The following is a 26,239-nucleotide window of genomic DNA, read 5'->3' as shown; positions in this document are numbered from 1 at the left end:
TTTCGGTGCGATTTTCTTGCCCTTTTTCATAACGTTGACCTCCTTTTTTGGTCAACCTTTTTTATATACGGACAAGAGATAGTGCACTACTATGACTATCAGCTATACGCTATGAACCATAAGCCATAAGCTACCCCTACTCTACCCAATCAGCAATAAACAAATTGGTGTCTCTTGTTCCGCCATTATTTCTGTTCGAGGCAAAAATAATTTTCTTGCCGTTTGGACTGAACATCGGGAATGCATCGAATCCTTTGTCACGGCTGATCTTCTCTAGGCCTTTTCCGTTGATATCTGTGAGATACATATTGAAGGGGAACCCTCTTTTGTATTCATGATTACTACAGAAAACAATACGCTTACTATCCGGAGTGAAATTAGGTGCCCAATTGGCTTGTCCAAGACTTGTGATTTGTTTTGCATCGCTTCCATCTGCATTGGCTACCCAAACTTCCATATTGGTGGGGGCTACCATACCTTCCGCTAACAATTCTTTGTATTCTTTAATCTCTGTTTCTGTTTTCGGACGACTAGCTCTCCAAACAATTTTCTTTCCATCCGGACTAAACCACGCACCTCCATCATAGCCTAACATATTGGTGATGCGTTTTTCTGTTCCAGTAGCGAGATCCATTACATACAATTCCAAGTCTCCATCTTTATCGCTGCAATAGATCATCTTTTTTCCATCAGGAGAAAGTGTTGCTTCGGCATCATATCCTTTAGCGGTGGTGAGTTGTTTTACAATTTTACCACTGGTATCTGCCATGAAAATATCGTAGCTGCTGTACAATGGCCAGATATAGCGATTGCCATATTTCGCACGATCAGGTGTGGGTGGACAATCACTGCTGCCTAAATGTGTGGATGCATAGATGATATGTTTACCATCAGGTAAGAAATAGGCGCAAGTGGTTCTACCCTTTCCGGTACTCACCAGCTTAGGCTGAAATTTTTCTCCGGGCCGGGTGGGCACTTTACCAATAAATATCTGATCACAATTGATACCTTCTTTTGCATAGGTCTTTTGGAATATGATGTATTTACCATCATAACTCCAATAAGCTTCCGCATTATCGCCACCAAAAGTCAATTGCTGTACATTCTTAAAATGCTTTTCACCTTCGAAGTGAACCGTATCATTAACAGTGCCTTGTGCAGTAACAGATACAGCAGTCAAACTGAACAAAGAAAAAAGAATAGATGTAATTTTCATATGAATAAATAAGTTGCAAAATTAACGGATAGACAGACCGTCAATTGTCAAAGAATTGTCACCTGCCTCATCCAAGGATAATCGGTTTTAACGCAGTTTTGGTGGAATAGGTTGGTAATGATCTCATAAAAAGCAGATGCTTCAGTAATTTTGATCCATGAAGCGATATTTCATCCCTGTTTTTTTCATCATACTTTTCGGATGTCAACAAAAAGAGAAGTCTGTTACCCATCAGTCTCTTCTCATTCCTGAAGCTGCACAACAATTATACAATGAAGTGGTTACCTATCCCGATAGCACTGCCTTACGTATTCAGTTGGTGAATGTATTGGATAGCCTTGGTTCGCTGGATTTAGCTTTAGCGCAGATGGATTCATTGATCGTAAGAGATAGTGTTAACTATGGCATTTGGTTTCATAAAGCGCAGTTGAGTGAAAAAGCGGGTGATACCATCCTGGCGTTACGCTCTTATGATAAAGCTGCACGTATCTACCCATCTCCGGATGTGTTGTTAAGTATGGCAAATCTTTATGCTGAAAAAAAGGATAACAAAGCCCTGATTTTATGTGACCAAGTAGAGCAATTAAGATTGGGCAGAGAATACCTCGCGCATTGTAGTTTTATCAAAGGTGTTTATTATGCCAGAACCGGAGAACTGGTAAAAGCTTTAACATCGTTTGACCGCTGTATCAGCAATGATTATCAGTATATGGAAGCCTATATGGAAAAGGGGTTCGTATATTACGATACCCAACAACCCAACAAAGCCATTGCTATCTTCAATCAGGCCATTGAAATTCGTCCAACTTATGCTGATGCTTTTTATTGGCTGGGTAAAACTTATGAACAAAAGGCTGATAAGCCTAGTGCCATTCAAGAATACCAGCGTGCGTTGGTTTTAGACCCGTCTATCCAAGAAGCAAAAGAAGCTTTACAAAGACTGGGAGCAGGTTAACAAATATGTGTATTAAAAAAAGGATACTTACAACATAAAATCGCAATTTCGCGCCATAAATCAGTCGTATGCCAATTATTGCCCCATCCTTATTAAGTGCTAATTTTTTGAATCTGCAGAAAGATTGCGAGATGTTGAATGAAAGTCAGGCCGACTGGTTTCATTTGGATGTAATGGATGGTTCTTTTGTTCCTAATATCAGTTTTGGATTACCCGTAATAGAACATATCAGAAAAGCCACTACCAAGATCTGCGATGTACATTTAATGATCGTTGAACCAGAGAAATATGCTGAAGCATTTAAGAAAGCCGGAGCTGATATTTTAACTGTACACTACGAAGCATGCACGCATTTACATAGAAACTTACAACAGATCAAATCATTGGGCATGAGAACAGGTGTGGCATTGAATCCTCATACACCTGTTCAGGTATTAGCAGATATACTACAGGATATTGATCTGGTTTGTTTGATGAGTGTGAATCCGGGTTTTGGCGGACAACAATTCATACCTCATACATTGGTAAAGATTCGTCAGTTGAAACAAATGATTCAAGAAAGAAACTTACATACCCATATCGAAATAGACGGCGGTGTAACACTGCAAAATGCCAAGTCTATTCTAGACGCAGGTGCCGATGTACTGGTTGCAGGTAATACTGTTTTTCGCTCAGAAGATCCGATTGGTACGATTGCGGCTTTGAAGGCGTTGTAGGCGTTGTAGAGTGAGTTGACAGTTGTTAGTTGACAGTTGACAGAAAGAAGTGAATGGCTCTCCTATCAACTGTCAACTAACAACTGTCAACTACAATTCAATCCTTAACCCAATCTTCACACACCCGCATAAGGCAATTCACGAACTTTAATCAACCAACCTATCCACATCTGTGTATAATATGTATTAGGAATTGTGCTACTTTAAAAATTAAATTTGAGAAGGATGGTTTGGTTAAGTATAAAATGATCCGTGAACCTAAAACAGTAACAGATTGACAGAAACAATCATTAACCTCGAAACCGTAAACCCCATTGAGTTCTTTGGTGTAAACAACGGTAAGTTAGATTTGCTGAAAAAGAAATTCCCATTATTAAAGATCCTTTCCCGCGGGACACAAATTAAACTAAGCGGGGCTCCGGAACAGATTGAATCAGCAAAAGAAAAAATTGACCTCATTATTCAGTACCTCGAAAGAAATGGTCATCTCAGTGAAAATTATTTTGAACAGATTCTGGGTGGCGATGATGCAGAGACAGTAGACAATTTTGTTGACAGGAATCCCAATGATATATTGGTGTTTGGTCCGAACGGTAAAACGGTGAGAGCCAGAACACAGAATCAGAAAAAGATGGTACAGGCTGCTGATAAAAACGATATCGTTTTTGCCATTGGACCGGCAGGTACCGGTAAAACGTATACCGCAGTAGCTTTAGCAGTGCGTGCATTGAAGAATAAACTGGTGAAGAAAATCATTTTGACAAGACCTGCTGTAGAAGCCGGGGAAAGTTTGGGTTTCTTACCGGGCGATTTGAAAGAAAAGATCGATCCCTATCTGCGCCCATTGTATGATGCATTGGATGATATGATTCCTGCGGATAAGTTGGGTTACTACATGAGTACCCGAACAATCGAAATCGCTCCTCTTGCATATATGCGTGGACGTACGCTAGACAATGCTTTCATCATTTTGGATGAAGCACAGAATACGAATGACCTCCAATTGAAAATGTTCCTGACACGTATCGGTGCAAATGCGAAAGCCATCATCACAGGTGATCCAACTCAGGTTGATCTTCCAAGAAATATGAGAAGTGGTTTAGACAAAGCAACGCGTATCTTAAAACAAATTGAAGGTATTGCTCATATTGAATTGAACGAGGAAGATGTAGTACGTCACAAACTGGTAAAAGCCATCATTAAGGCGTACGACAAAGAACACGAGAAGGAAGAACAGGAGTACCAGCAGGGAAGAAGATAGGATCTTTGATTTTTTGATCTTTGATTTCTTGATTTAATGAAAAGGATTATTTCAAATCAAGAAATCAAAGATCTTCCAAAATCTCATGTCCCAATTTATCTCTCTTAGTCTTCAGGTATTTTTCATTGTGAGGATTGGGAGCTACTTCAATTGGAACGATATCTACGATTTCGAGGCCATATCCTTTTAAACCCGCTCTTTTTCTCGGATTATTACTCATGAGTTTGAGTTTGGTAACACCCAATGAACGTAGTATTTGCGCTCCTACACCATAATCTCTTTCATCCATCCCAAAACCCAGGTGTAAGTTGGCTTCCACAGTATCCATTCCTTCTTCCTGCAGTTTATAGGCTTTAAGTTTATTGATCAATCCAATGCCTCTTCCTTCTTGATTCATGTAGAGAATCACTCCCTTCCCTTCTGCTTCCACCATTTTCATGGCTTTCTGCAATTGCTCGCCACAATCACAGCGGAAACTTCCCAGAATATCGCCCGTAAAACAGCTGCTATGCACCCTTGTTAATACCGCTTCATCATGACTCCACTCTCCTTTTATTAAAGCCAAGTGTTCGGCACCCGTTATTTTTTCTTTGAACGCTACGAGTTTAAACTCACCATGTTTGGTAGGCATATCCACTCTCACCAATTCTTCAATCAAAGAATCGCGCTTCAAACGATAGTCGATCAGGTCTTTGATAGAAATGATCTTTAAACCAAACTTTTGCGCAATGACCATAAGTTGTGGCAGCCTCGCCATGGTACCATCTTCATTCATCACTTCTACCAAAACACCCGCAGGTTCAAAACCCGCAAGTCTGGCAAGATCTACCGTTGCTTCCGTATGCCCGGTTCTGCGCAAAACGCCTCCATCTTTGGCTCTGAGCGGAAAAATATGTCCGGGTCTGCCTAAATCAGCAGGCTTAGTATCAGGATGAATAAGCGCCAAAATGGTTTTGGATCGATCATGTGCAGATATACCCGTGGTAGTGCCTTGCCCGATTAAATCCACTGAAACCGTGAAAGCGGTTTCATGTAAAGAGGTATTAGAACTCACCATCGGACTGAGTTCCAACTCTTTACAACGTTCTTCCGTAAGAGCGGCACAGATCAATCCGCGACCTTCCTTACTCATAAAATTGATGATTTCAGGGGTAGCGTGTCGGGCAGCAATGATAAAATCCCCTTCATTTTCTCTGTCTTCATCATCCACCACTATGATCATTTTACCGTCTCGGATATCTTGAATGGCTTCTTCTATCGTATTCAGTCTAATATTTTCCATTGTCAGACAAAATTACAGTTCAATGCTCAAAACGGTTTACCTATTTGGGAATGCAGATTATTTTTCGTTCCAAAAACCCGCATTATTAAGCATAAAAAGCCGAAAAGGGTCAAAAAATTGAACAAGAATCGAGGAATAACAGCAATAGCCGGTTGAGGCAATATTTTGTTAACATTCTGTTGAAATTCATAGCTAATTATTTGTTTTCTTTGCAGCTGAAAAATTAACATTATGCTAAGTAAAAGACTCTTGCAATTTGTAATTGCGGTTTTACTCATGCCGGCTTTCACACTTGCACAGAATACCACCAGTAGTATGAGTGGTACTGTGAAGACAACTACCGGTGAAGACCTGGTTGGTGCAACCGTAACAGCAACCCATGAGCCTACCGGTACCGTTTATCGTGTACAAAGCCGTACAGGTGGTCGTTTTAACATCAATAATATGAACCCCGGTGGTCCATATTCAGTAGAAGTATCGTTCGTGAACTTTGCGAATGAGAAGAAAACTGAGATTTACCTGAGTTTGGGTGAATCATTCAAGTTAGACTTTGCAATGGCTAATAAAGCCGGCAATCTAGGTGAAGTAACCGTTTCTTCTACTCGTAAGACTACAGAAGCTTCCGGTAAAGGTGGTGCTGAGACTTTAATTGGTCGTGATAAAATGGCGAACCTGCCTACCGTAGGTCGTAATATTTATGACTACCTCCGCGCGGTACCTCAGGCTAAACTGGGTGCTAGTGAAGGAGCCGTAACAATTGCCGGTCAAAATAACCGTTACAACTCTTTCTATGTTGACGGTGCTGTAAACAATGACGTATTTGGTTTATCTGCTTCAGGTACCAATGGTGGCCAGGCAGCCATCGCTCCTATTTCAATAGATGCGATTGACCAGTTCCAGGTAGTGATTTCTCCTTTCGATGCCTCTTTGGGTAACTTCGTAGGTGGTGGTATCAATGCCATTACTCGTTCAGGTACCAATAAGACAGAAGGATCTGTTTACTATTTCTTACAGAATGAAAAACTGGCTGGCAAAACACCTACAGGATTGAAGCAGAATGCTACGCGTTTGAATAATTTCACCAAGAAAACCTATGGTTTCCGTGTTGGTGGCGCCATCACTAAGAACAAATTGTTCTACTTTATCAATGTTGACCTTCAGCGCGATGTTCGCCCTCAACCTTTTGATTTTAGTCAATATGCAGGTAATAGCAATTTAGCTGCAGTTACAGCGCTAGCAAACACGCTTAGAACTAATTTTGGTTATGAGCCTGGTGGATTCTTAGATAATACTGAAGAAGTAAATGCTGATCGTATCACTGCTCGTATTGACTGGAATATCAGTGATAGACATAAATTGTCTGTAAGTAACCGTTATACAAAAGGTGAACGTTTAAATACCAGCTCAAGTTCAAGCGGAACCATCAACTTCTATAACAATGGATTCCGTTTCCCTACCAGAACCAATTCAACTTCTGCTGAATTGAAGAGCTTGGTAGGTAAAAGTTCAAGCAATAAATTATTGATCACTTTCACGGATGTATTGGATGATCGTGACCCAATTGGTCAGAAATTTCCTCGTGTTCGTATCAATGATGGATCTGGTGCATTGGTATTTGGCCCGGACAACAGTTCTACAGTAAACCTTTTGACTCAGAAGAACTGGTCTTTATATGATGAGTTCAAATTCACTTTAGGTAAACATGCTTTGAAAGTGGGTGTTGATTATGAATACAATGATGTGTACAATGCCTTCATTCAAAACAACTTTGGAAACTATACTTATTCCAATTTGAATGACTTCTTAACTAATGCAAGACCTCAGGCTTATACTTATGGTTTCTCTAACATTGACGCAGGTAAAGGTGATGCTACTGATGCTGCAGCTAAATTCAAAATTGCGAAAGGTTCATTGTTTGCAAATGATGAAATCAGAGCTTCTGATAATTTAACCGTTAGCTTGGGCTTAAGGGCTGATTATTATAAAATTCTCAGCAAACCTTGGGAAGACAATTATACCAATACTGTTGCCATTCCGAGATTCTCACAGTACTACGATCTTCAAGGAGCACGTTCAGGTTTAACGCCTAAAATTCCTTTGGCTTTATCACCGAGAGTTGGCTTCACTTATAAAATCCCTGAAGAAAACCTAGTGATCCGTGGTGGTATGGGTCTTTTTACAGGACGTATTCCGCTGGTATGGCCAGGTGCAATATTTAATAACAATGGTATTTTTATTGGAGGTTATTCTGCGAATGCTACTCAGTTGAATACTATTCGTTTCAGACCTGATCCAAACAACCAGTGGACCCCAGCTGAAGTAGGTGCAGGTATTACAAAAGGGCCTTTGAACTTAACTGCTGCTGAATTTAAAGTTCCTAAGTTGTTTAGAACTTCCATTGCTTTTGATAAAAAGTTTGGTGATGGATGGTCTGGCTCTCTGGAAGGAATCTTTAGTAAAAACCTGAATGAGATCTATTATACCAATATTAACTTGTTACCTCCTGTTGGTACTTCTTTGGGTGCCGGTAGCCGTAACGTATATCCAACCACTAACAATGGTCGTATTCCTTTGAATTCAGATGGATCTAACCCTTACGATAATGCGATCTTGTTAAGCAATAATAAAGGCCCTACAGGTTATGCATACAACTTTACAGTGTCAGCAAGTAAGAGAACTCGTACAGGTTTCGCTTTTGATCTGAGCTATACTTTTGGTAATTCTACTACTGTAAATGATGGTACCAGCTCTGTTAACTTGAGCCAGTGGAGATTCATGGAAACTGTAAATGGTAGAAACTTTATCACCAGATCTAATTCAGATTTCAGTGCAGGTCACAGAATTTTTGCTTACCTGAGCAAGAAATTTGAATATGCCAATAAGAAACTGGCTACTACCGTTACATTGGTATACACTGGTCAGTCCGGTAACCCACTTAGTTATGTATACGGTGTGGGATCAATGGTTCGTGATGATGGTACCAATGGTACAAACGACCTGATCTATATCCCAACTTCAGGTGATCTATCTACCATGATCTTCTTGAACAATACTGTAAGTGGTGTTACTTACACACAGGATCAGCAAAGAGCTGCTTTGGAAGCATATATTCAAAGCAATAAATACCTGAGAGAGAATCGTGGTAAATTTGCTGAAAGAAACGGTAGCCGTTTACCTTTCACCAACATTATCGATTTAAAGATTGCTCAGGATTTCAATATCAAAGTGGGTAACAGACGTTACCAGTTCCAGTTAACTTACGATGTATTTAACTTTGGTAATATGCTGAACAGAAACTGGGGTCGTACTTACTTCCAGCAAAACGACAACTTCCAGTTGATACAGTTTGCCGGTTATGTAAATGCCGCTACCAACCTGACTCCACAATACAGATTCAACCCAACATTGGTTGGACGTAGCCCTTGGAATGTAAGCACCACCACAAATGCTGCTTATGCTGCAAGATGGATCAGTCAGCTAGGTCTGAGATTTAACTTTTAATGCTGGTTACAGCGTTTTGAAATACAGAGAGCCGCTACTTTTTGAGTAGCGGCTTTTTTTGGTCCATAGTCTATGGTCCATGGCTTATTGTTCATAGCGAATAGTTGATTGTAAAATGAAAAGTGCTATTCTCTGTAATTAGCTATCCCAACTTCCTACCATACGCCATGACCCATACGCTATAGACCATAGCTTATAGTTCATGGCAAATAGTTAATTGTAAAATGAAAAGTATTATTCGCCGTAATTGCCAGTAATGAGCTATCCTAAATTCCTACTATACGCCATAAGCCATGGACTATCAACTATGGACTACACGCCCCAGCCCCACTTCAAAAACAAGGGTAAAGCACGTGCCCAAGTAGGAACATCATGTTTACCGTCTTCCATTTCCAAATAATGAATATGTTCATCAGTATAGCCTTTGGCTTTCATTTCAATGATGAGATCTAAAGCATCATCAATGCTATCAATGATCCCGTTTTTATTCCTGTCTTCGGCTTCGTCCAATTGTCCGCATTGAATAAATGTGCGGATCCAGGGATAAAAACCACCCTTTCGAATTTGTAAATGCATGAGGCGGTCTTTTTCATCTTCATAACCGTCTTCATATCCTTTTCTTCTCCACCATAATGATCCACTGAATACCCCAATTCGGTTGAACTCACTGGGGTGATTCCACACAATATCCATCGCACTCAATGCACCCAATGAAAAACCTGCAAATGATTTGTCCTTGAAAGATTGCATCAAAGAAATTTTTCTGATAAAGGGCAGTAATTCGTCAAAAACAAACTTGGTATACAAACCCGCCTTCGCCCCCCTACCTTTAAAATCGGCCGCATAAGCAGTTCCATATTCCATTTTCCGATCCTCGCCACAATGAATACCCACCGCAATCAAAGGTTGAATCTCTCCATCAGTGATCAATTGATCCAATAGTTCATCAAAAGGCATTTTAGGAAGGTCTTGTCCATCATTGATCAACAATAAACTCAATGGCTCTTTTCGTAAGGATTCCACCGGCAAATACAGATCGATCAAAACTTCTCTTTCCAAAAACTCAGAATGAACCGTATGTCGTGTTACTTGAATGGATGTAAAGGATATTTCAGAGGGGGTTTCAGCCATATTTCAAAAATAAAGGAATGAATGAAAATAAAGTCAGAAACTAATTCAGACCCAACCATGAAAATCCTGTAGAGAAGAATTTTTTTTCCGAAAATTCTGATTAAATTGATGGGACAAATTAAACAGACCTCAATTCTAAACTACTGTATTATGAAAAAGATCGGCATTTTGTTTGGGCAAGAACGAAGTTTTCCCATGGCTTTTGTGGAAAGAATCAACAGTAAAAATATTCCCGGCATCATGGCCGAACCTGTACGGATCGATAAGGTGATGCAGGGTGAAACCAGTGGTTATGCCGTTATCATTGATAGGATTAGTCAGGATGTTCCTTTCTATCGTGCTTTCCTGAAAAATGCTGCCCTCTGTGGCACAGCGGTCATCAACAATCCTTTTTGGTGGAGTGCCGATGAAAAATTTTTCAATAACTGTCTGGCCACTAAAATCAATGTACCGGTTCCGAAAACAGTGATCTTACCATCCAGAGATCTTCCGGCTGATACTTCGGATCAGTCATTTAGTAACCTGGCTTATCCACTCGATTGGGAAGGAATTTTTAATTATGTTGGCTTTCCTGCTTATATGAAACCTTTTGCAGGTGGTGGTTGGAAGAATGTATATAAGCTCACCAGCATGGAAGATTTCTTTGAAAAACACAGTGAAACCGGAGAGTTGGTCATGCTTTTACAGGAAGAAATTATTTTCGATGAATATTATCGCTGCTATTGCATCGGAGGGAAGCATGTACGTATCATGCCTTATGAGCCACGTAATCCTCATCATTTGAGATATGTGGCCGATTTCAAGCCTTCGTCAGAAAGACTGGCTCAGATGGAAGACATTGTATTGCGCATCAACAGATATCTTGGATATGATTTCAACACCGTAGAATTAGCACTTCGTGATGGCGTTCCTTATGCAATTGATTTCTGTAATCCGGCGCCGGATGCGGATATCAAAAGTGTGGGACAAGAAAATTTTGACTGGGTAGTGGAAACTGCCGCTAATTATGCCATTGAAAAAGCTCAGTCGCAAGTTGATGGTGCCGACAACCTCACTTGGGGAGAATATATTAAACGTAGTAGTGCCAAACAAAAACTGATCTGATGGGAAACAGGAAGTATGCGCATTTTACCTTAGGCGTGGAAGAAGAATACATGGTATTGGATCCGCTGACAAGAGAACTCAAGAGCCATGAACAAAAAATAGTACTGGAAGGACAAAAAATCCTGAAAGACAAAGTAAAAGCTGAAATGCATCAAGCAGTGGTGGAAGTGGGAACAGATATCTGTGCCGATATAGATGAAGCTTTTAAAGATGTAGCCGCGCTCAGGGGCACTATTGCTGCCATTGCGGGTGAATTGGGATTATGGGTTGGCGCATCCGGTACACACCCTTTTAGTCATTGGGAAAACCAGTTGATCACCGATCATGTTCGTTATAATCAGATCGTGAACGAATTGCAAGAGGCGGCTAGAAGTAACCTCATTTTTGGTTTGCATGTGCATGTGGGTATGGAAGACAGAAGAATGGCTATCCATATTGCCAATACAGCCCGCTATTTTCTTCCCCATGTGTATGCATTGAGTACCAATTCACCTTTTTGGGAAGGAAGACAAACCGGTTATAAATCATTTCGTACCAAGGTCTTTGACAAATTTCCGAGAACAGGTATCCCGGATTATTTCGAGAATATTGAATCGTATGAAAGTTATGTGAACCTATTGATCAAAACGAACTGTATCGACAATGCCAAAAAGATATGGTGGGATTTACGTGTACATCCGTTTTTTAATACCGTAGAATTTAGGATCTGTGATGTGCCGATGACCATCAATGAAACGATCACCATTGCAGCGCTATTTCAGGCTATATGTGCCAAAATCTATAAACTGAGAACACAAAACCTCAGCTTTATGATGTACCAACGCTCTGTAATCAATGAAAATAAATGGAGGGCCAGCAGGTATGGTATTGATGGTACCCTGATTGATTTTGGGAAAGAAACCGAAGTAGAAACCAAAGCCCTGATCCTCGAATTATTGGATTTTGTAGACGATGTGGTAGACGAACTCGGTAGCAGACATATTCTCAACTATGTTCATACGATCTTCCAACAAGGAACCGGTGCAGACAGACAGTTAGCGGTCTTCAATAAAAATCAGAACCTGATAGAAGTAGTGGATTATATTCAGGATCAGTTTTTGAGAGTATGAGTTAGTTGACAGTTGTTAGTTGACAGTTGACTGGTAGAGAAACTGGCTTTTCTGTCAACTAACAACTGTCAACCCGAACTACCTTTCAACGGTTCTGTTAATTTTCCCCTTGCTACCCCTATTCTCAGGGCTTTTGTCTATTTTACCATAGAAACCGCAAGACAGGCAACAATTGAACATAAAATGGTATCTATGTAGTGACGTCAACCCACTAAACTACCCCGCAGGTGACAGAACATGATCTGATTAGAGGCTGTATCAGGCAGGATAACAGTTGCCAGCGCATGCTTTTTGACAAGTATGCCGGTAAGATGATGAGCGTATGTCTAAGATACGCCAATGACGCCATGGAAGCAGAAGACATGATCCAGGATGCTTTCATTAAAGTTTTTCAATATATCGGTCAATTCAAGTTTGAAGGTTCATTTGAAGGCTGGATCAGACGTATTGTGGTGAATACGGCTATCCGACATCTGGAAAGAAAAAAGATGAAGTTTAAGGATATTGATGATCATAGCCAACATGCTCCTCAGGTAGATCCGGGCGCTTACGCACATTTGGGAGAAGAAGACCTGATGAAACTGATCAATCAATTACCGGATGGATATCGGATCGTATTCAACCTGAATGTGATTGAGGGATATAGCCATGAAGAAATCGCAGAAATGCTCAATATACAAGCAGGGACCAGCCGTAGCCAATTGGTGAAAGCTAGGAAAATGCTGCAACAACAAATCTTACAATTGCAAAAAATTGCTGTATAACATGACAGATAACCAATTTGATAATTTCATCAGGGCTAAACTCCATGATCATAGTGCCCCTGTGCCGGCCGGATTATGGGATAAAGTGAACCCCGCTAAAGATGATGACCGTAAAGGAGGTTTCCTTCTTCCCAAAAAATACCGTTGGGGATTGGCACTCTTGTTATTGATCGGTTCCACTACCGGATACCTGATTTTCAGCAATACCTTTTCATCGCAGGAATCAACCGTTTCTTCGGCACAGACGGTTAGTTCTGCTATTTCGGCAACAGAAGCCAATCATCCATCACCTAAAACTTCAGAATCATCTCAACAAAACTTTACTCAGGATCAGCAAGGACAAGAAGACAATCTAACCAATAATAACAACAAGAATGATGAAAGTAAATCTGATGAAGTTATTCAAACCCTTACACTTAGTTCATCAGATAAAACAACGACTGAAAAAAATTCTACCAGCAGTTCTGTAAACGCTTCCTCTAAACAAGATGAAGCAAATTTTATTGCTAATGAAGTTGCAGCAAAAAATACAAACAGAAAACTAGACCCAACTTATATCGAGGCTTCTCCATCTTTTATAAAAAACAGTACCCGTCAGTCGATACCATCTTCTAACACAATTACACCATCCATTTCAACTGATCAAGATCTTTCGCTTGAACAACTATCATTATCTTATCCATTAACATTTAACAGTAAATTGGAAGAAGGCAATATCGTATCATTAAGCAGATTACATTACAGTTTAAGTGGTCTACAAAAAGATCAGATCAATAGTGCATATGCTAAAAAATTCAAGAACGTAATTGTATGTCCACCCTTCAAAAGCGGTAATACCGATTGGTTTGTTGAAGTATATGCAGCTCCTGAATTAGCATTTAAATCCATTGAAAATATTTCCGCTACACCACAGTATTTACAAAGAAAAGACAGCAGCGAATCTATGCGATTGGGTTATTCAGCCGGAGTAAGACTCATCAAACCCATCACAGATAACTTTTTGGTGAAAGCAGGTGTACAGTATACACAGATCAATGAAAAATTTACTTACAGAACTGAAAATGAAGTAAGAACTACTACCGTTATTTCTGTGAGAACGATTATTCGTGGTCCGGGTGACACACTCAGAATAACTGATACCAGTACGGTTCAGCAAACCGGTTTTAAAAATAACACTATCCGAAACCGTTATCGCAGTTTTGATATACCGGTTACACTAGGTTATCAGTTTGGAAACGACAACTTACAATTTGGTGTAAATGCAGGTGTTGTATTCAATATATCTTCTTGGTACCAGGGAGTAATTCTTGACAGCAGTATGTCTGCAGTACCCATTACCAAAGGCAGTACCAGCATTTATAAAAACAATATCGGACTGGGCTTGTACGGAGGTTTTAGCGTATTGAAAAAACTAGGAGAAGACACTCAATTGTTTTTTGAACCTTATTTCAGGTATAACTTATCGGGTATCACCAGTGAACAATCATCTTTCAAGCAAAGATTTAGTTTGGGTGGATTGTCGATAGGGTTGCGATATAATTTAAATAGAAAATAAGCAGGCAACAAAACGGAATAAAATAGTATCTAATCATTGTATCACATTTCGTAGTATGAAAAAGAATAGCATCATCCTTGGAACCATCCTTTTCTTCTTTTTGACTTCCTGTCAGAAAGAGTTATCGGATAATTTCATTGTCTATGCCGGTGATCCGCGAAATGATACTGTATGGACGGCTACCACACCCAGCACCGCTCCTATTCATGAACTGGCCAGACAATTTTTTCCTGATTTGATCATTGATTCTTTTGATTGTAGTACCGGAGATACCCTCACATTAAAAGATGAAATAGAACTGATGATCCCTGCCGGTGCATGTACGGATAATAATGGTTCAATTGCTACAGGGAAAGTAAAAATTGAGTTTTTCCGACTGAAGAAAAAGGGTGATTATATCAAATTTTTTAAGCCTACTACGGCCGGTAAATATTTATTGGAAACTGCGGGTGGCTTTTTTATTAGGATCTCCAGAAACGGACAAGAATTAAAGCTTGCACCGAATGCATCTATCACTATACGATTCCGTGATTCAGAAGATCCGAAAAATAACATGCAGGTATTTCATGCAAAAGAAACCATTCCATTTATTTCCAATGGTATCGATACTGCGCATACATGGGTAAGACATACAGATACCAGCCATATCAGAACCTGGCAGAAAACTGATTCTTTGGGCAATATCTTAAAAGGGTATGAACTTAGAACTACTCAGCTTAGATGGACAGGTGCACAGCGGTATATTGATAGTACCCTTTTGCATACCAATATCTTTACTTACTTCCCACAAAACTTCACAAATAAGAATACTGTTGTGTACGCAGTATTTGCAGATCAGAAAATTGTGGTGAAACTATCTCCTGATGCCAGATCAAAAGCATTTACAGCATCTCAGATCCCTAGAGGTGCCAAAATTAAAATACTTTCATTCTCCAGACTTGGTACAGACCTCTATTTGGGTATCCGTGAAATCAATGATGTTGGCACCATGAACACCTATAAAATTGAACCTCAAAAGAAAAGTCTGGCAGACATACTTACTGTTATCGAGAATTTATAATAGTGGGGATTGATTTTAAAAAATAAGGACTGCATGATGCAGTCCTTATTTTTTAAAATCAAATAGCGTGGCGGTGAATACTGCTCTTTCTCTTTTCTTGAAAGCAATATCCCAGTTGCCTTTATAACGAAGTATTTTAGGAACAGTTAATCCTTCAAACTTACCCATTTCCACTTCCATCTGAACATCGAAATCATACACTAGTGCTTTATAGCTCAATGAATAATTTCTTCCGAGTACCTCCAAGGTCTTTTGATCGAACCATGTAGTCATTTGATCTACTACGATCCTGTCATTTTTAAGGAAGCCAAGATTTTCTTTAGGTGTGATAGAAAAAACATAACACAATTGTCCTTTATATTCTTCCAGATCTAATCTATAATCATACAATTTATGTGCATCATCATCATATAGATCGAGTTTATTCCCAATCAAAGGAATACCGGGTATTTTCTTACCGGGATTAAAGAACAACATTTTCAATTGTTCTTTATGTTTTTCCATCCCTTTCTTATTGCTCACATTTCTTGTTCGCCCTTTTACGATATTATCTTCTCCACAAATCGTTCCTTTGGTAAAAAACAAACCTGCATATAATTCAGGTGTTTCATAATTATACTCACCTTTTCGATCATAAAAATCACCGGTTGTTTTCTCTTCCAGTACATCCATGGTTCTACAACCATTGGATCTATTTTGCCTGGTCTTACTGTATAGAGATGCTGCTACTCCGCCCTTTCGGTTCAGCATTTTGATATCATTGAAAGAAGTAAATCCTAAGATTCGCAGGTTACGAAATGCTTTGTAAAAAGTAGTGTCTTCTTTGATTTGATTCAATAATCTTCTGTAATCAAAATTATTCCGAACTACTACTTCCGCCAATGTAAAAGACTGATTGTCTATGCGCACAGTAGTGTCCTGCGCAAAAGTTGTTTGGGTAAAAAATAAAAACAGTATTGAATATAGGAATCGCCTCATTTTAATACGATCATTTTATAATCAACGCGAGACTTTCCCTTACTGATATCGTTTAGTTTGCCTTGTAACATTTTGCGTCGAAGGGGTTTCAGGTAATCGATAAAGAGTTTACCTTCTATATGATCGTATTCATGCAGAATTACACGAGCAGTAATACCTTTGAATGTTTCTACCTGCAATTGAAACTGTTCATCCATGTATTCCAGTTCCACTTCCTCCTTGCGCTTCACATCTTCTCGAATATTGGGAATACTCAAACAGCCTTCATTATAAGGCCATTCTTCTCCGCCCAAGGAACGGATCTGTGCATTGATAAATACTTTTTTAATACCGGGTTCATCAGGATACTTCCCTTTATCCTCTGCTTCCATATGTTCAAATATTTGGGTGCTATCCACCACAAACAAACGAATATCCTTATTGATCTGGGGAGCGGCTAATCCCACCCCATTACTCGCATACATGGTTTCCCACATATCGGCAATTAGCTTTTCTAATCCGGGATAATTCGCATTGATTTCCACTCCTTTTTTCCTTAAAACCTGTGCCCCATAGGCTACAATTGGAAGTATCATTGATTGTTCAGTATTATTAATCGGCGAAAATACCCCGAATTTGGGCAACCAGCAAATGGGCATGGATAAGAGAAAGTGAAAATTCAAAAGTCAAAAGTCAAAAAACCTTTATTCGATACCCCCTAACCAAGATTTTGAATTTTGATTTTTTACTTTTGATTTTTCTCCAAATACTCCTGCAGCATCATCGTAGCAGCAATTTGGTCTACATTACCCTTGATTTGTCTATCTTTTTTCTTCATTCCCATATCAATCATGGCACGGGAAGCCATTTTGGAAGTGTAGCGCTCATCCACTGTTTCAATCGGTATTTGAGGAAACTCTTTTTTTAATCTTTGGATAGCGGCTTTTACCAAAGGGGTAGCATGAGTAGGTTGATCATCCAATCCAAGTGGCTCACCAATCAATATCAATTCAACAGGTTCAGACTGCATATATTTTTTCAAAAAAAGAAACAGTTCTTTGGTATCAATCGTTGTCAGTGCACTGGCAATGATCTGTAAAGGATCGGTCACTGCCAGCCCGGTTCTTTTCCCTCCATAATCAATACAAAGAATTCTTGCCATGAAGCTAGTCGTTCCGGATTATGTTAGCCGGAGAATAGATGCGAAATTAGGAAAAGTCCATGGTCCATAGTCCATGGTCTATGGACTACTACAAAAACATCGCAGCAATCACCAATACCCCAAACACTACACTGGCAATGCCATTGGCGGTCATGAAAGCGATGTTGACCCGGCTGAGATCGTTGGGTGTAACGATGGAATGTTGATAGATCAGCATTCCACAAAACACTGCCGTACCTATCCAATAGATCCAATGAAACGCTCCATAGATACCTGCTACAATGATACAGGCTGCGCTGATGAAATGTAATACATTGGATAACTGCAAGGCTCTTTCCTTACCCAAGGATGCCGGTATAGAGTGCAATTGTTGCGATTGATCAAAATCTACGTCTTGCATAGCATAAATAATATCAAATCCACTAACCCAGAAAATAACAGACAGAGAAAATAAAATAGGCAACAGATCAAACATCCCTGTTACAGCCAAATATGCACCAATAGGAGCCAGTGCCAACCCCAAACCCAGCACGAGGTGACATAACATTGTGAATCGTTTGGTATAGCTGTAAAATAATATCACAAACAAAGCCACCGGTGATAAATAAAAACAAAGGGGATTGATGAACCAGGTGGCTGCAACAAACAAAATACTATTCAGTATCACAAAGCGTAAAGCACTTTCGGGAGATATGATTCCCTTGGGTATTTCACGAATAGCGGTACGTGGATTTTTAGCATCAAAAGAGCGATCGAGATAGCGGTTAAAAGCCATTGCAGCACTTCTGGCTGTGACCATGCAAATAACAACTAAAAGAGCGGTTACCACAAAAGGATGCCAATAACCAACCAACTGATTCTGCAAATAGCTATTATACACTGGATCGCCATAAGTGCCCCCCAAAAACAACCCAATCATCGCAAATGGCATCGCGAAAATGGTATGGGAAAATTTGACAAGACTCAAGTAGTTTTTTATGCGAACCATATAAAAAAATTAAAGTATCAAGATCGAAGGAACAAGGGACAAGGAAGGTACAGGTTACAAGGATAAGAGAAAAGGGACTAGAAAGAAATCATATGCTTTTGGTTTATAGCTGATGGTTCATTGCTTATAGAAAAAACGATTCCATCTATGAGCAATAAGCTATACACCATTGGCTTTCTTACATCGTTCCCCTCACCGCTTCCCACAATACAATCCCCGTTGCTACCGATACATTGAGTGAATGTTTCATTCCAAACTGTGGAATTTCAATACATCCGTCACAATGTTGTAGTACTGCTGTGTCTACTCCTTCTACTTCATTGCCTAAAACAATTGCGGCAGGTAAATGTTCATTGGCATTGAATTGTTCTAATGAAGTACTTCCTTCTGCTTGTTCGAGTGCGAATATTTTATACCCTTTTGACTTTAGCTGCTCTACTGCTTCCAATGTGGTGGGAAAGTACATCCAATCCACCGTTTCAGTTGCTCCTAATGCGGTTTTATGGATGTCGCGATGTGGGGGTTGTGGCGTATAGCCACACAAACATATTCCCTCCACCAGAAAAGCATCGGCAGATCTAAACACACTTCCCACATTATGCATACTCCGGATATTATCCAATACCAGTATCAATCGGTGTTTATCTGCTTCCTTAAAATCAGACACCGATTTTCTACCCAACTCATCCATGCTCAATTTTCGCATGCCGCAAAGGTAAACTCAACCATTCAAATAATGTGGGAGGAAGATTTGAAGGGATTGGTTATTTTGGTCCATGGTCGATAGTCCATAGTCAATGGATTATCAACTATGGACCATGGACTATCGACCAACATACCTAAAACCAACCATTATGAGAAAAACAACCCGTTATGCCTGGCTTTTGGCATTGAGTTTACCTGTGGCAGTGTTTGCACAGGAGAAAGTTGATTTGTCGATGATGCAAAAAATCCGTGAAGAGGGATTGAAGCGTTCACAGGTTATGGATATAGCATTCAACCTCACAGACAAAAGTGGTAATCGTCTCACCAACTCCGCAGGCTATATGCGTGCCGCCAACTATGCAAAAGAAGCATTGACCAGTTGGGGAGTTTCCAATGCACAACTCGATCCTTGGGGTGAATTTGGAAAAGGATGGGAACTGGAAAAATCTTATGTAGCCATGACCGCCCCCTATTATAAACCCATCATGGCATGGCCCAAAACCTGGACGGCCGGAACACGTGGTTTAAAAAATGGCGAGATATTGGTGATCCAATTGAAAGATTCAGCATCTCTGGAAGCCTATCGCGGACAATTGAAAAATAAGATCATCATTCCAGATCAGTTGATTGATTACAAACATAGTTTCAAGGCAGATGCGATTCGTTTCACCGATGAAGAGTTGGCTAAAATGGCTGCGGCTGCTCCAACCGCTGCAGGTGGACGTGGCGGTGCACCCCAAGGTGGCGATACAGCTCAAATGCGCATATTCCGGGAACAAATGGCTGCCCGTCAAAACAGTCAGCGTGCTATGAATTTATTGAAAGCCATGGCTAAGAGTGAGGGCGCTATTGCTATGATCACTAGCGGTACTCGCAACCATGATGGTACCATCTTCGCACAAGGTGGTGGAGCGTATAAAGGAACAGACCCTGAAAACTTTTTAGATATGGCATTGGGTATTGAAGATTACAATACCATTCTACGTTTGGCTAAATCAGGCACAGCTGTGAAAATGGATGTAGATGTAAAAACAAAATTCCAAACCAAAGACCTGCAAGGTTATAATGTGATTGCTGAAATTCCGGGTACCGATCCTCAATTAAAAGATGAGATCGTTATGATTGGTGCTCACCTAGATTCATGGCAGGCGGGTACAGGTGCTACTGATAATGCTTCCGGCTCTGCAGTGATGATGGAAGCGATGCGCATTTTAAAAGCATTGGGTGTACAACCCCGCAGAACCATTCGCATTGGTTTATGGAGTGGTGAAGAACAAGGTTTGCTGGGTTCTAGAGGGTATGTAAAAAAGACTTTTGCAGACCCTGCCAATATGCAGCCACTTGCTCAACATGAAAAATTCTCTGCCTACTATAATATCGATAATGGCACCGGCAAGATCCGTGGTATTTATTTACAAGGCAATGTCGATTGTAAAGATATTTTCAGCGCTTGGTTGGAGCCATTCAAGGATTTGGGTGCTGCTACTGTTACCATCAGCAACACGGGTGGCACAGACCACCAGGCTTTTGATGCGGTAGGATTACCCGGTTTCCAGTTCATACAAGACCCAATTGAATATGATACCCGTACCCATCATAGCAATATGGATGTATATGATCACCTGATTGCAGATGATCTCAAACAAATCGCAACGATCGTAGCGGCGTTCGCGTATAACACAGCTCAGCGTGACGCTAAATTGCCACGTAAACCGATGCCGAAACCTAGGAATTAATTTGTCTCGCCTGAGGCGAGATGAAAATTTGAAAATACAACAGCATGAAAATGCCTTTTTGCAAAGCAAAAAGGCATTTTCATTTTCAAATTTTCTCCCATCGGAGTCCTTTGGACAAATTAACTCATTTTCTCCACAGGAGTCCTCTGGACAAATTCTATATTTGCCCCCATGGCTAAATCATCGGCAGATACTCCTTTAATGCAGCAGCATCGGGCAATTAAGCAAAAATATCCGGATGCTGTTTTGCTGTTCCGTGTCGGTGATTTTTATGAAACTTTTGGAGAGGATGCTATTATCGCTTCCCGGGTTTTGGGGATCACTCTTACTAAAAGAAATAATGGAGCTGCAGCCTCCAGTGAACTCGCCGGTTTCCCACATCATGCATTGGATACGTATTTACACAAATTGGTGAAAGCGGGTCATCGTGTAGCAGTATGCGATCAACTGGAAGACCCTAAGACTGTAAAAGGTATCGTGAAAAGGGGCGTTACTGAAATGGTAACACCCGGTGTTGCCACCAATGATAAATTGTTAGAACAAGGCAGCAATAATTTTCTTGCCGCCGTGCATTTTACTGAAACAGAAAGTGGTATTGCCTTTTTAGATATTTCCACGGGCGAATTTTTGATAGCAGAAGGCAATACTGAATACATCGATAACCTGTTACAAGGTTTGAAACCTGCGGAAGTCATCTTCCAAAGACAATACCAGAAAACTTTCAAAGAAAGTCATGGTAACCGGTTCTATACCTACACCATGGAAAGCTGGATCTTTGATGAGGCTTTTGCTACGGAAAGTTTACTCAAACATTTTCAAACACATACCCTTAAGGGATTTGGTGTTGAACATCTATCAAAAGGATTGGTAGCAGCGGGCGCTATCCTTTACTACCTGAAAGAAACTGAACATCCCAATATTCAACACATCAACTCGATTCAAAGAATTGAAAAAGATGATTTTTTATGGATGGATCGTTTCACCATTCGTAATCTTGAACTTATTGGTACCGGTACTGAACAAGGCAACCACTTATTGAAAGTGATGGATAACACGGCGAGTCCGATGGGTGCCCGATTGTTACGTCGCTGGTTGATCTTCCCACTAAAAGATCAGCAAAGGATCCATGAACGATTGAATACGGTTGAGTATCTGTTGCTACATACCGAAGCCAGAAAACAACTCATACAAGCAATCAAATCATGCGGTGATCTGGAAAGATTGGTGAGTAAGGTACCCGCTAAAAAAATCAATCCGAGAGAAGTATTGCAACTTGCTCGCGGATTGGAACAAGTCAATGCCATCAAAGAACTTTGTTTTACCTCTACCGACCCATTGTTGAAAGATGCAGGTATGGCGATGAATCCCTGTACAGAACTGGTAGAAAGAATTACGACCTCACTCACCGATCAGCCACCCGTAGCTGCCAATAAAGGAGAAGTATTTCGTGCAGGTATCCACACAGAGCTAGATACTTTACGCAATATTGCCAGTGGTGGGAAAGAGTTCCTGATCAATATTCAGCAAAGAGAAGCGGAGAAAACAGGCATCAGTTCCTTGAAGATCAGTTTCAACAATGTATTTGGTTACTATCTGGAAGTTACCAATTCACATAAAAACAAAGTACCCGCTGATTGGATACGCAAACAAACACTTGCAAATGCTGAGCGATACATCACACCGGAATTAAAAGAATACGAAGAAAAAATTACCGGCGCAGAAGATAAAATATTGGCGATTGAATTAGAACTCTATGATCAATTGTTACAATCGCTTCAACCTTTTATTGCAGCTATTCAAATCAATGCACAATTACTGGCGCAAATTGATTGTTTGACTTGCTTTGCTGAGAATGCTTTACAATACCAATACAAAAAACCGGAAGTACACGATGGACACGCACTGGAACTAAAAGACAGTCGTCATCCTGTGATCGAAAGAAATTTACCTCCAGGTGAACACTATATTGCCAACGATATACTGCTGGATCCTGAATCGCAACAAGTCATTATTCTTACCGGTCCGAATATGAGTGGTAAGAGTGCCATACTTAGGCAAACAGCGCTTATTACCTTAATGGCGCATATGGGAAGTTTTGTACCTGCATCATCGGCTCAAATTCCTTTAACAGACAAGATATTTACGCGTGTAGGTGCCAGTGATAATTTGAGTGGAGGTGAATCTACTTTCATGGTTGAAATGAATGAAACGGCGAGTATCATCAATAATATTTCAACACGAAGTCTGGTTCTGTTAGATGAAATTGGCAGAGGAACTTCCACCTATGATGGTATTTCAATTGCGTGGAGTATTGTTGAGTATTTGCATGCATCGAAACATGCCCCCAAAACATTATTCGCAACACACTACCATGAACTGAATGAATTGGAACAGAAGTTACCGCGTGTTAAGAATTTTCATGTCACCAATAAAGAGGTAGGTAATAAGATCATTTTCTTGCGTAAACTGGCTGCAGGTGGTAGCACACATAGCTTTGGTATTCATGTAGCCAAGATGGCGGGTATGCCTCCTGAATTGATACAAAGAGCCAATGAAATTTTAGCCCAGCTGGAAGAAAAACATGTAGATGAAGATTCTCATGCATCCGCTTCTAAAAAAGAGCGTCTGGAAAAAAACATCAAAGAACTCAGCGCGCCCAAAATGCAGCTTTCCATCTTCGATGCGCACTCACAAACTTTTGATGATATCCGTAAGATGCTCAATGATATCGATATCAATCGCCTTACTCCTGTTGAAGCTTTGATGAAGCTAAATGAGATCAAGGGGTTGCTGAAATAGTGAATTGTCAATTGTGAATAGAAATTGACAATTCACAAATACGCCAACCACCATTGATCATGCGTGCTCTTATAACGGTTATACCATTTGCATATCGGGTATAAAATAGCGATCACTCCTATCCAGATAACATACACCACCGGCAAAGAAAACCCGAAATCATTCGGACGGAAAGCAAAGTTACCGCTGGCTGCATCACTCAATGGTCTGCCGGTAGCAAAGAATGCCACCACACAGAGCATATGAATGAGAGAGAAATGCAGTATGTAATAAAACATTGGTACACGACCATATACCATCACTATTTCAGACCATTTACCTTTTACTTTTTCTAACCAAATCAATAACAACAAAGCGGGCCCAAGTGTCATACAGCAATACAACAATGAGGGTGGATACTTGGTTACATTGAAAAAGGAAATGATGGTAGCAGTAGTATCTTTTTGTGTTGTCCAAGGAACCAGGTCTCCATACACATTCATCCATCGTAATAAGAAGAAAGCTATCAATGCAGCACTACCCCACCCTAGTAATAATTTTTTTCTTTTAGCTGCATCAAATTCCTTCAGATACCAGGAACCCATACAATAACCCAACAACATGATACCCGGCCAGGGAATCAGTGGATACAATACCGCAAAAAATCTGCCTTCACCATAAGACGTAAACATTTGCTGGTGCAAGAATGCATACCATAATGGAATGTCTTCCATATTCCGATAGTTAAAGCCATCCAGCATATTATGTCCAACCACCAATGCTATTCCAATCATAAACAACGCACGTAATGGCAGATAGATCAGAAATGAGAGTAGTACCATCGATACTCCAATGACCCAAATCACTTGTAGACCAATGAATCGATACAAAGGATCAAACACCACTAAAAAATTAATCACTACAATTTCCAATACGATCAAAAACAGACCCCGTTTTAAAAGGAAGGAGGATAATTCTTTTTGGGTCTTTTTTTGTCCGGATAAAAATGCAGATGTCCCCGATAAAAAAACAAATACCGGTGCACAGTAATGTGTGATCCATCGTGTGAAGAATAAAATGGGTGTGGTAGTTGCGGGATTGGTAGGGTCTTCTGTCATAGCAGAGATATGAAAGAAGTCTCTTACATGATCTAATGCCATGATGATCATAACCAGTCCGCGAAGGATATCAATGGATGATATTCTCCATTTGGTTGCAGTTAGGGTGGAATGCATAGCAGAGATTTGGGAATAAGTTACGAATTATATGGACGGAATTTCCGTATGAGGAGCGATAGAAACAAAAAAGTCCCAGCTTTTATAGCTGAGACTTTCTGCGGACCGGACGGCAAACTGGACCACTTTACACAGCTTGACAAGTTCTTACTCAATCTTACATAATGTATTGATTTTTATCATTTTACAGACTTTTTATTAGTTATCTGAATCAGAACTTCACATGGCTTTCCCTAACTGAAATAGAGTAAAAAATAGAGTAAAACCATGTATTATGATACTACCAATCAAACCTATCTGCAAAAAAGAATGGGTACGCCGGGATGGCACTAGTAAAATCTTCTTACAGTATTGTCGCAACTCTGAAGAAAGGGTTTTAGTGGATACGGGACTTGCGATTCCGCCAGAATACTGGAACAGAAAAAACAATCGCATCAGTACCACATTACCTGAAAACTTTGGTAATGCAAATGACCTTGAAAATCTTCTTATTCAAAAAATGAGACGAGCGGAAGATTTAATAAACTATGCGGTCTCTAAAAGCGACATATCACCTGCTAAGTTTTTAAAGCAAAAATTCAACTCGGAGTTTGAACCCCTAATATCTATTTCTCAGTTAAAAGTGCAGGACAATATGGATGTATTTTATCATATAGATGAGTATATAAAAGCAAAAAAAGAAAGGGTAAAAAGATGTACAATAAATGTAATAGGGGCTATGAAAAAACACTTGTTAAGTTTTCAGGAACACCGCAATAAAATAATCACTTTTGATTCCTTTGATCTGACATTTTATGAGGAATTTGTCGATTACCTAATTTATGAAATACCACACTCACGAAAATTAGAGGAAGTTAAAGGGCTTAAACTAAATAGCATTGGAAAAACTATTAAGCACCTTAAATCATTCCTTAAAGACAGAATGAAAAAGAAGATTATTCCTTTCATTTGTAGGCTCCCCCAAAAAGTTGTCCATTCTTGGTTAGAGTTAACGGGAAAAAGCTTGTTAATTTTAAACTTTGAA

General features: G+C 40.0%; 21 protein-coding genes. 12 read left to right on the top strand and 9 right to left on the bottom strand.

From position 1 onward, the window contains the following. Window positions 1-136: 136 nt before the first annotated feature. Window positions 137-1,216 (bottom strand): TolB family protein, encoded by a 1,080-nt coding sequence (locus ACTIEV_RS14145; RefSeq protein ID WP_439516707.1) that lies wholly within the window; start codon window positions 1,214-1,216, stop codon window positions 137-139. A 157-nt stretch (window positions 1,217-1,373) separates the two neighbouring features. On the opposite strand from ACTIEV_RS14145, the gene ACTIEV_RS14140 reads away from it, so the two are divergent. The 3 genes from ACTIEV_RS14140 (at window position 1,374) to ACTIEV_RS14130 (ending at window position 4,148) form a co-directional block, all read left to right on the top strand. After that, window positions 1,374-2,171, top strand: a complete 798-nt coding sequence (locus ACTIEV_RS14140) for a tetratricopeptide repeat protein (RefSeq protein ID WP_322196340.1) — start codon at window positions 1,374-1,376, stop codon at window positions 2,169-2,171. Between the two features lie 68 nt (window positions 2,172-2,239). After that, entirely contained in the window at window positions 2,240-2,887 is a 648-nt protein-coding gene (gene rpe, locus ACTIEV_RS14135) for a ribulose-phosphate 3-epimerase (protein ID WP_322196339.1), read from the top strand. Window positions 2,888-3,161: 274 nt separating this feature from the next. Continuing rightward, window positions 3,162-4,148 carry a PhoH family protein gene (locus ACTIEV_RS14130; protein ID WP_439516706.1) on the top strand — a complete coding sequence of 329 codons (987 nt, stop codon included), beginning with the start codon at window positions 3,162-3,164 and terminating at the stop codon, window positions 4,146-4,148. Between the two features lie 64 nt (window positions 4,149-4,212). Here the strand turns inward: ACTIEV_RS14130 and ACTIEV_RS14125 are convergent, their stop codons facing one another. Continuing rightward, the gene (locus ACTIEV_RS14125) at window positions 4,213-5,430 is read right to left on the bottom strand and encodes a bifunctional 3,4-dihydroxy-2-butanone-4-phosphate synthase/GTP cyclohydrolase II (protein ID WP_322196337.1); all 1,218 of its coding nucleotides are present in this window, start codon (window positions 5,428-5,430) and stop codon (window positions 4,213-4,215) included. Window positions 5,431-5,661: 231 nt separating this feature from the next. Here ACTIEV_RS14125 and ACTIEV_RS14120 point away from each other — a divergent pair, with 231 nt between their 5' ends. Continuing rightward, a complete protein-coding gene (locus ACTIEV_RS14120) occupies window positions 5,662-8,931 on the top strand; it encodes a TonB-dependent receptor (RefSeq protein WP_439516705.1) in 3,270 nt (1,089 codons plus the stop codon). 312 nt (window positions 8,932-9,243) lie between these two features. Here the strand turns inward: ACTIEV_RS14120 and ACTIEV_RS14115 are convergent, their stop codons facing one another. Further along, on the bottom strand, window positions 9,244-10,062 hold the full coding sequence (locus ACTIEV_RS14115) for an alpha/beta hydrolase (RefSeq protein WP_322196335.1): 819 nt from the start codon (window positions 10,060-10,062) through the stop codon (window positions 9,244-9,246). Between the two features lie 150 nt (window positions 10,063-10,212). Between ACTIEV_RS14115 and ACTIEV_RS14110 the strand changes: the two genes are divergently transcribed. From ACTIEV_RS14110 to ACTIEV_RS14090, 5 genes are all read left to right on the top strand, one after another. Further along, a complete protein-coding gene (locus tag ACTIEV_RS14110; RefSeq protein ID WP_322196334.1) occupies window positions 10,213-11,166 on the top strand; it encodes an ATP-grasp domain-containing protein in 954 nt (317 codons plus the stop codon). Then, window positions 11,166-12,275: a carboxylate-amine ligase gene (locus tag ACTIEV_RS14105; RefSeq protein ID WP_250686026.1), complete on the top strand. Its 1,110-nt coding sequence runs from the start codon at window positions 11,166-11,168 to the stop codon at window positions 12,273-12,275. Before ACTIEV_RS14110 ends, ACTIEV_RS14105 begins: the two co-directional genes overlap by 1 nt. A 227-nt stretch (window positions 12,276-12,502) precedes the next feature. Beyond that, entirely contained in the window at window positions 12,503-13,039 is a 537-nt protein-coding gene (locus ACTIEV_RS14100; RefSeq protein ID WP_322196333.1) for an RNA polymerase sigma factor, read from the top strand. Window position 13,040: 1 nt separating this feature from the next. Then, window positions 13,041-14,594 carry a hypothetical protein gene (locus ACTIEV_RS14095; RefSeq protein ID WP_322196332.1) on the top strand — a complete coding sequence of 518 codons (1,554 nt, stop codon included), beginning with the start codon at window positions 13,041-13,043 and terminating at the stop codon, window positions 14,592-14,594. A 55-nt stretch (window positions 14,595-14,649) separates the two neighbouring features. Next, window positions 14,650-15,654: a hypothetical protein gene (locus tag ACTIEV_RS14090; RefSeq protein WP_322196331.1), complete on the top strand. Its 1,005-nt coding sequence runs from the start codon at window positions 14,650-14,652 to the stop codon at window positions 15,652-15,654. Window positions 15,655-15,699: 45 nt separating this feature from the next. Here the strand turns inward: ACTIEV_RS14090 and ACTIEV_RS14085 are convergent, their stop codons facing one another. The 5 genes from ACTIEV_RS14085 to ACTIEV_RS14065 all read right to left on the bottom strand — a co-directional run bounded on the left by ACTIEV_RS14085 (window position 15,700) and on the right by ACTIEV_RS14065 (window position 19,467). Then, a complete protein-coding gene (locus ACTIEV_RS14085; protein WP_322196330.1) occupies window positions 15,700-16,632 on the bottom strand; it encodes a hypothetical protein in 933 nt (310 codons plus the stop codon). Continuing rightward, window positions 16,629-17,207, bottom strand: a complete 579-nt coding sequence (def, locus tag ACTIEV_RS14080) for a peptide deformylase (protein WP_322196329.1) — start codon at window positions 17,205-17,207, stop codon at window positions 16,629-16,631. Before def ends, ACTIEV_RS14085 begins: the two co-directional genes overlap by 4 nt. 149 nt (window positions 17,208-17,356) lie before the next feature. Further along, on the bottom strand, window positions 17,357-17,773 hold the full coding sequence (gene ruvX, locus ACTIEV_RS14075) for a Holliday junction resolvase RuvX (RefSeq protein WP_322196328.1): 417 nt from the start codon (window positions 17,771-17,773) through the stop codon (window positions 17,357-17,359). Between the two features lie 88 nt (window positions 17,774-17,861). Further along, the gene (locus ACTIEV_RS14070; protein ID WP_322196327.1) at window positions 17,862-18,761 is read right to left on the bottom strand and encodes a UbiA-like polyprenyltransferase; all 900 of its coding nucleotides are present in this window, start codon (window positions 18,759-18,761) and stop codon (window positions 17,862-17,864) included. A gap of 178 nt (window positions 18,762-18,939) precedes the next feature. Next, window positions 18,940-19,467, bottom strand: a complete 528-nt coding sequence (locus ACTIEV_RS14065; RefSeq protein ID WP_322196326.1) for an RNA methyltransferase — start codon at window positions 19,465-19,467, stop codon at window positions 18,940-18,942. 148 nt (window positions 19,468-19,615) lie between these two features. On the opposite strand from ACTIEV_RS14065, the gene ACTIEV_RS14060 reads away from it, so the two are divergent. Further along, on the top strand, window positions 19,616-21,202 hold the full coding sequence (locus ACTIEV_RS14060) for a M28 family metallopeptidase (RefSeq protein ID WP_322196325.1): 1,587 nt from the start codon (window positions 19,616-19,618) through the stop codon (window positions 21,200-21,202). A 171-nt stretch (window positions 21,203-21,373) separates the two neighbouring features. After that, window positions 21,374-24,001, top strand: a complete 2,628-nt coding sequence (mutS, locus tag ACTIEV_RS14055) for a DNA mismatch repair protein MutS (protein ID WP_439516704.1) — start codon at window positions 21,374-21,376, stop codon at window positions 23,999-24,001. 32 nt (window positions 24,002-24,033) lie between these two features. Here the strand turns inward: mutS and ACTIEV_RS14050 are convergent, their stop codons facing one another. Next, entirely contained in the window at window positions 24,034-25,215 is a 1,182-nt protein-coding gene (locus ACTIEV_RS14050; protein ID WP_439516703.1) for a DUF1624 domain-containing protein, read from the bottom strand. Window positions 25,216-25,489: 274 nt separating this feature from the next. On the opposite strand from ACTIEV_RS14050, the gene ACTIEV_RS14045 reads away from it, so the two are divergent. Beyond that, the coding region (locus tag ACTIEV_RS14045; protein ID WP_439516702.1) for a phage integrase SAM-like domain and Arm DNA-binding domain-containing protein at window positions 25,490-26,239 on the top strand (750 nt) is incomplete at its 3' end.

It is taken from the genome of Sediminibacterium sp. (assembly GCF_051861365.1).
GTDB lineage: Bacteria > Bacteroidota > Bacteroidia > Chitinophagales > Chitinophagaceae > Sediminibacterium.
The sequence above is the reverse complement of the archived record's forward strand: the minus strand, read 5'-3'. Positions and strand labels throughout refer to the sequence as shown.

Excerpts from the sequence above, each read along its gene's own strand:
- ACTIEV_RS14070 (WP_322196327.1), bottom strand. The coding sequence starts at position 18,761 with ATGGTTCGCATAAAAAACTACTTGAGTCTTGTCAAATTTTCCCATACC.
- ACTIEV_RS14065 (WP_322196326.1), bottom strand. The coding sequence starts at position 19,467 with ATGCGAAAATTGAGCATGGATGAGTTGGGTAGAAAATCGGTGTCTGAT.
- ACTIEV_RS14060 (WP_322196325.1), top strand. The coding sequence starts at position 19,616 with ATGAGAAAAACAACCCGTTATGCCTGGCTTTTGGCATTGAGTTTACCT.
- ACTIEV_RS14095 (WP_322196332.1), top strand. The coding sequence starts at position 13,041 with ATGACAGATAACCAATTTGATAATTTCATCAGGGCTAAACTCCATGAT.
- ACTIEV_RS14105 (WP_250686026.1), top strand. The coding sequence starts at position 11,166 with ATGGGAAACAGGAAGTATGCGCATTTTACCTTAGGCGTGGAAGAAGAA.
- ACTIEV_RS14085 (WP_322196330.1), bottom strand. The coding sequence starts at position 16,632 with ATGAGGCGATTCCTATATTCAATACTGTTTTTATTTTTTACCCAAACA.
- ACTIEV_RS14145 (WP_439516707.1), bottom strand. The coding sequence starts at position 1,216 with ATGAAAATTACATCTATTCTTTTTTCTTTGTTCAGTTTGACTGCTGTA.
- ACTIEV_RS14090 (WP_322196331.1), top strand. The coding sequence starts at position 14,650 with ATGAAAAAGAATAGCATCATCCTTGGAACCATCCTTTTCTTCTTTTTG.
- ACTIEV_RS14115 (WP_322196335.1), bottom strand. The coding sequence starts at position 10,062 with ATGGCTGAAACCCCCTCTGAAATATCCTTTACATCCATTCAAGTAACA.
- ACTIEV_RS14125 (WP_322196337.1), bottom strand. The coding sequence starts at position 5,430 with ATGGAAAATATTAGACTGAATACGATAGAAGAAGCCATTCAAGATATC.
- ACTIEV_RS14050 (WP_439516703.1), bottom strand. The coding sequence starts at position 25,215 with ATGCATTCCACCCTAACTGCAACCAAATGGAGAATATCATCCATTGAT.
- ACTIEV_RS14140 (WP_322196340.1), top strand. The coding sequence starts at position 1,374 with ATGAAGCGATATTTCATCCCTGTTTTTTTCATCATACTTTTCGGATGT.
- ACTIEV_RS14120 (WP_439516705.1), top strand. The coding sequence starts at position 5,662 with ATGCTAAGTAAAAGACTCTTGCAATTTGTAATTGCGGTTTTACTCATG.
- ACTIEV_RS14110 (WP_322196334.1), top strand. The coding sequence starts at position 10,213 with ATGAAAAAGATCGGCATTTTGTTTGGGCAAGAACGAAGTTTTCCCATG.
- mutS (WP_439516704.1), top strand. The coding sequence starts at position 21,374 with ATGGCTAAATCATCGGCAGATACTCCTTTAATGCAGCAGCATCGGGCA.
- rpe (WP_322196339.1), top strand. The coding sequence starts at position 2,240 with ATGCCAATTATTGCCCCATCCTTATTAAGTGCTAATTTTTTGAATCTG.
- ruvX (WP_322196328.1), bottom strand. The coding sequence starts at position 17,773 with ATGGCAAGAATTCTTTGTATTGATTATGGAGGGAAAAGAACCGGGCTG.
- def (WP_322196329.1), bottom strand. The coding sequence starts at position 17,207 with ATGATACTTCCAATTGTAGCCTATGGGGCACAGGTTTTAAGGAAAAAA.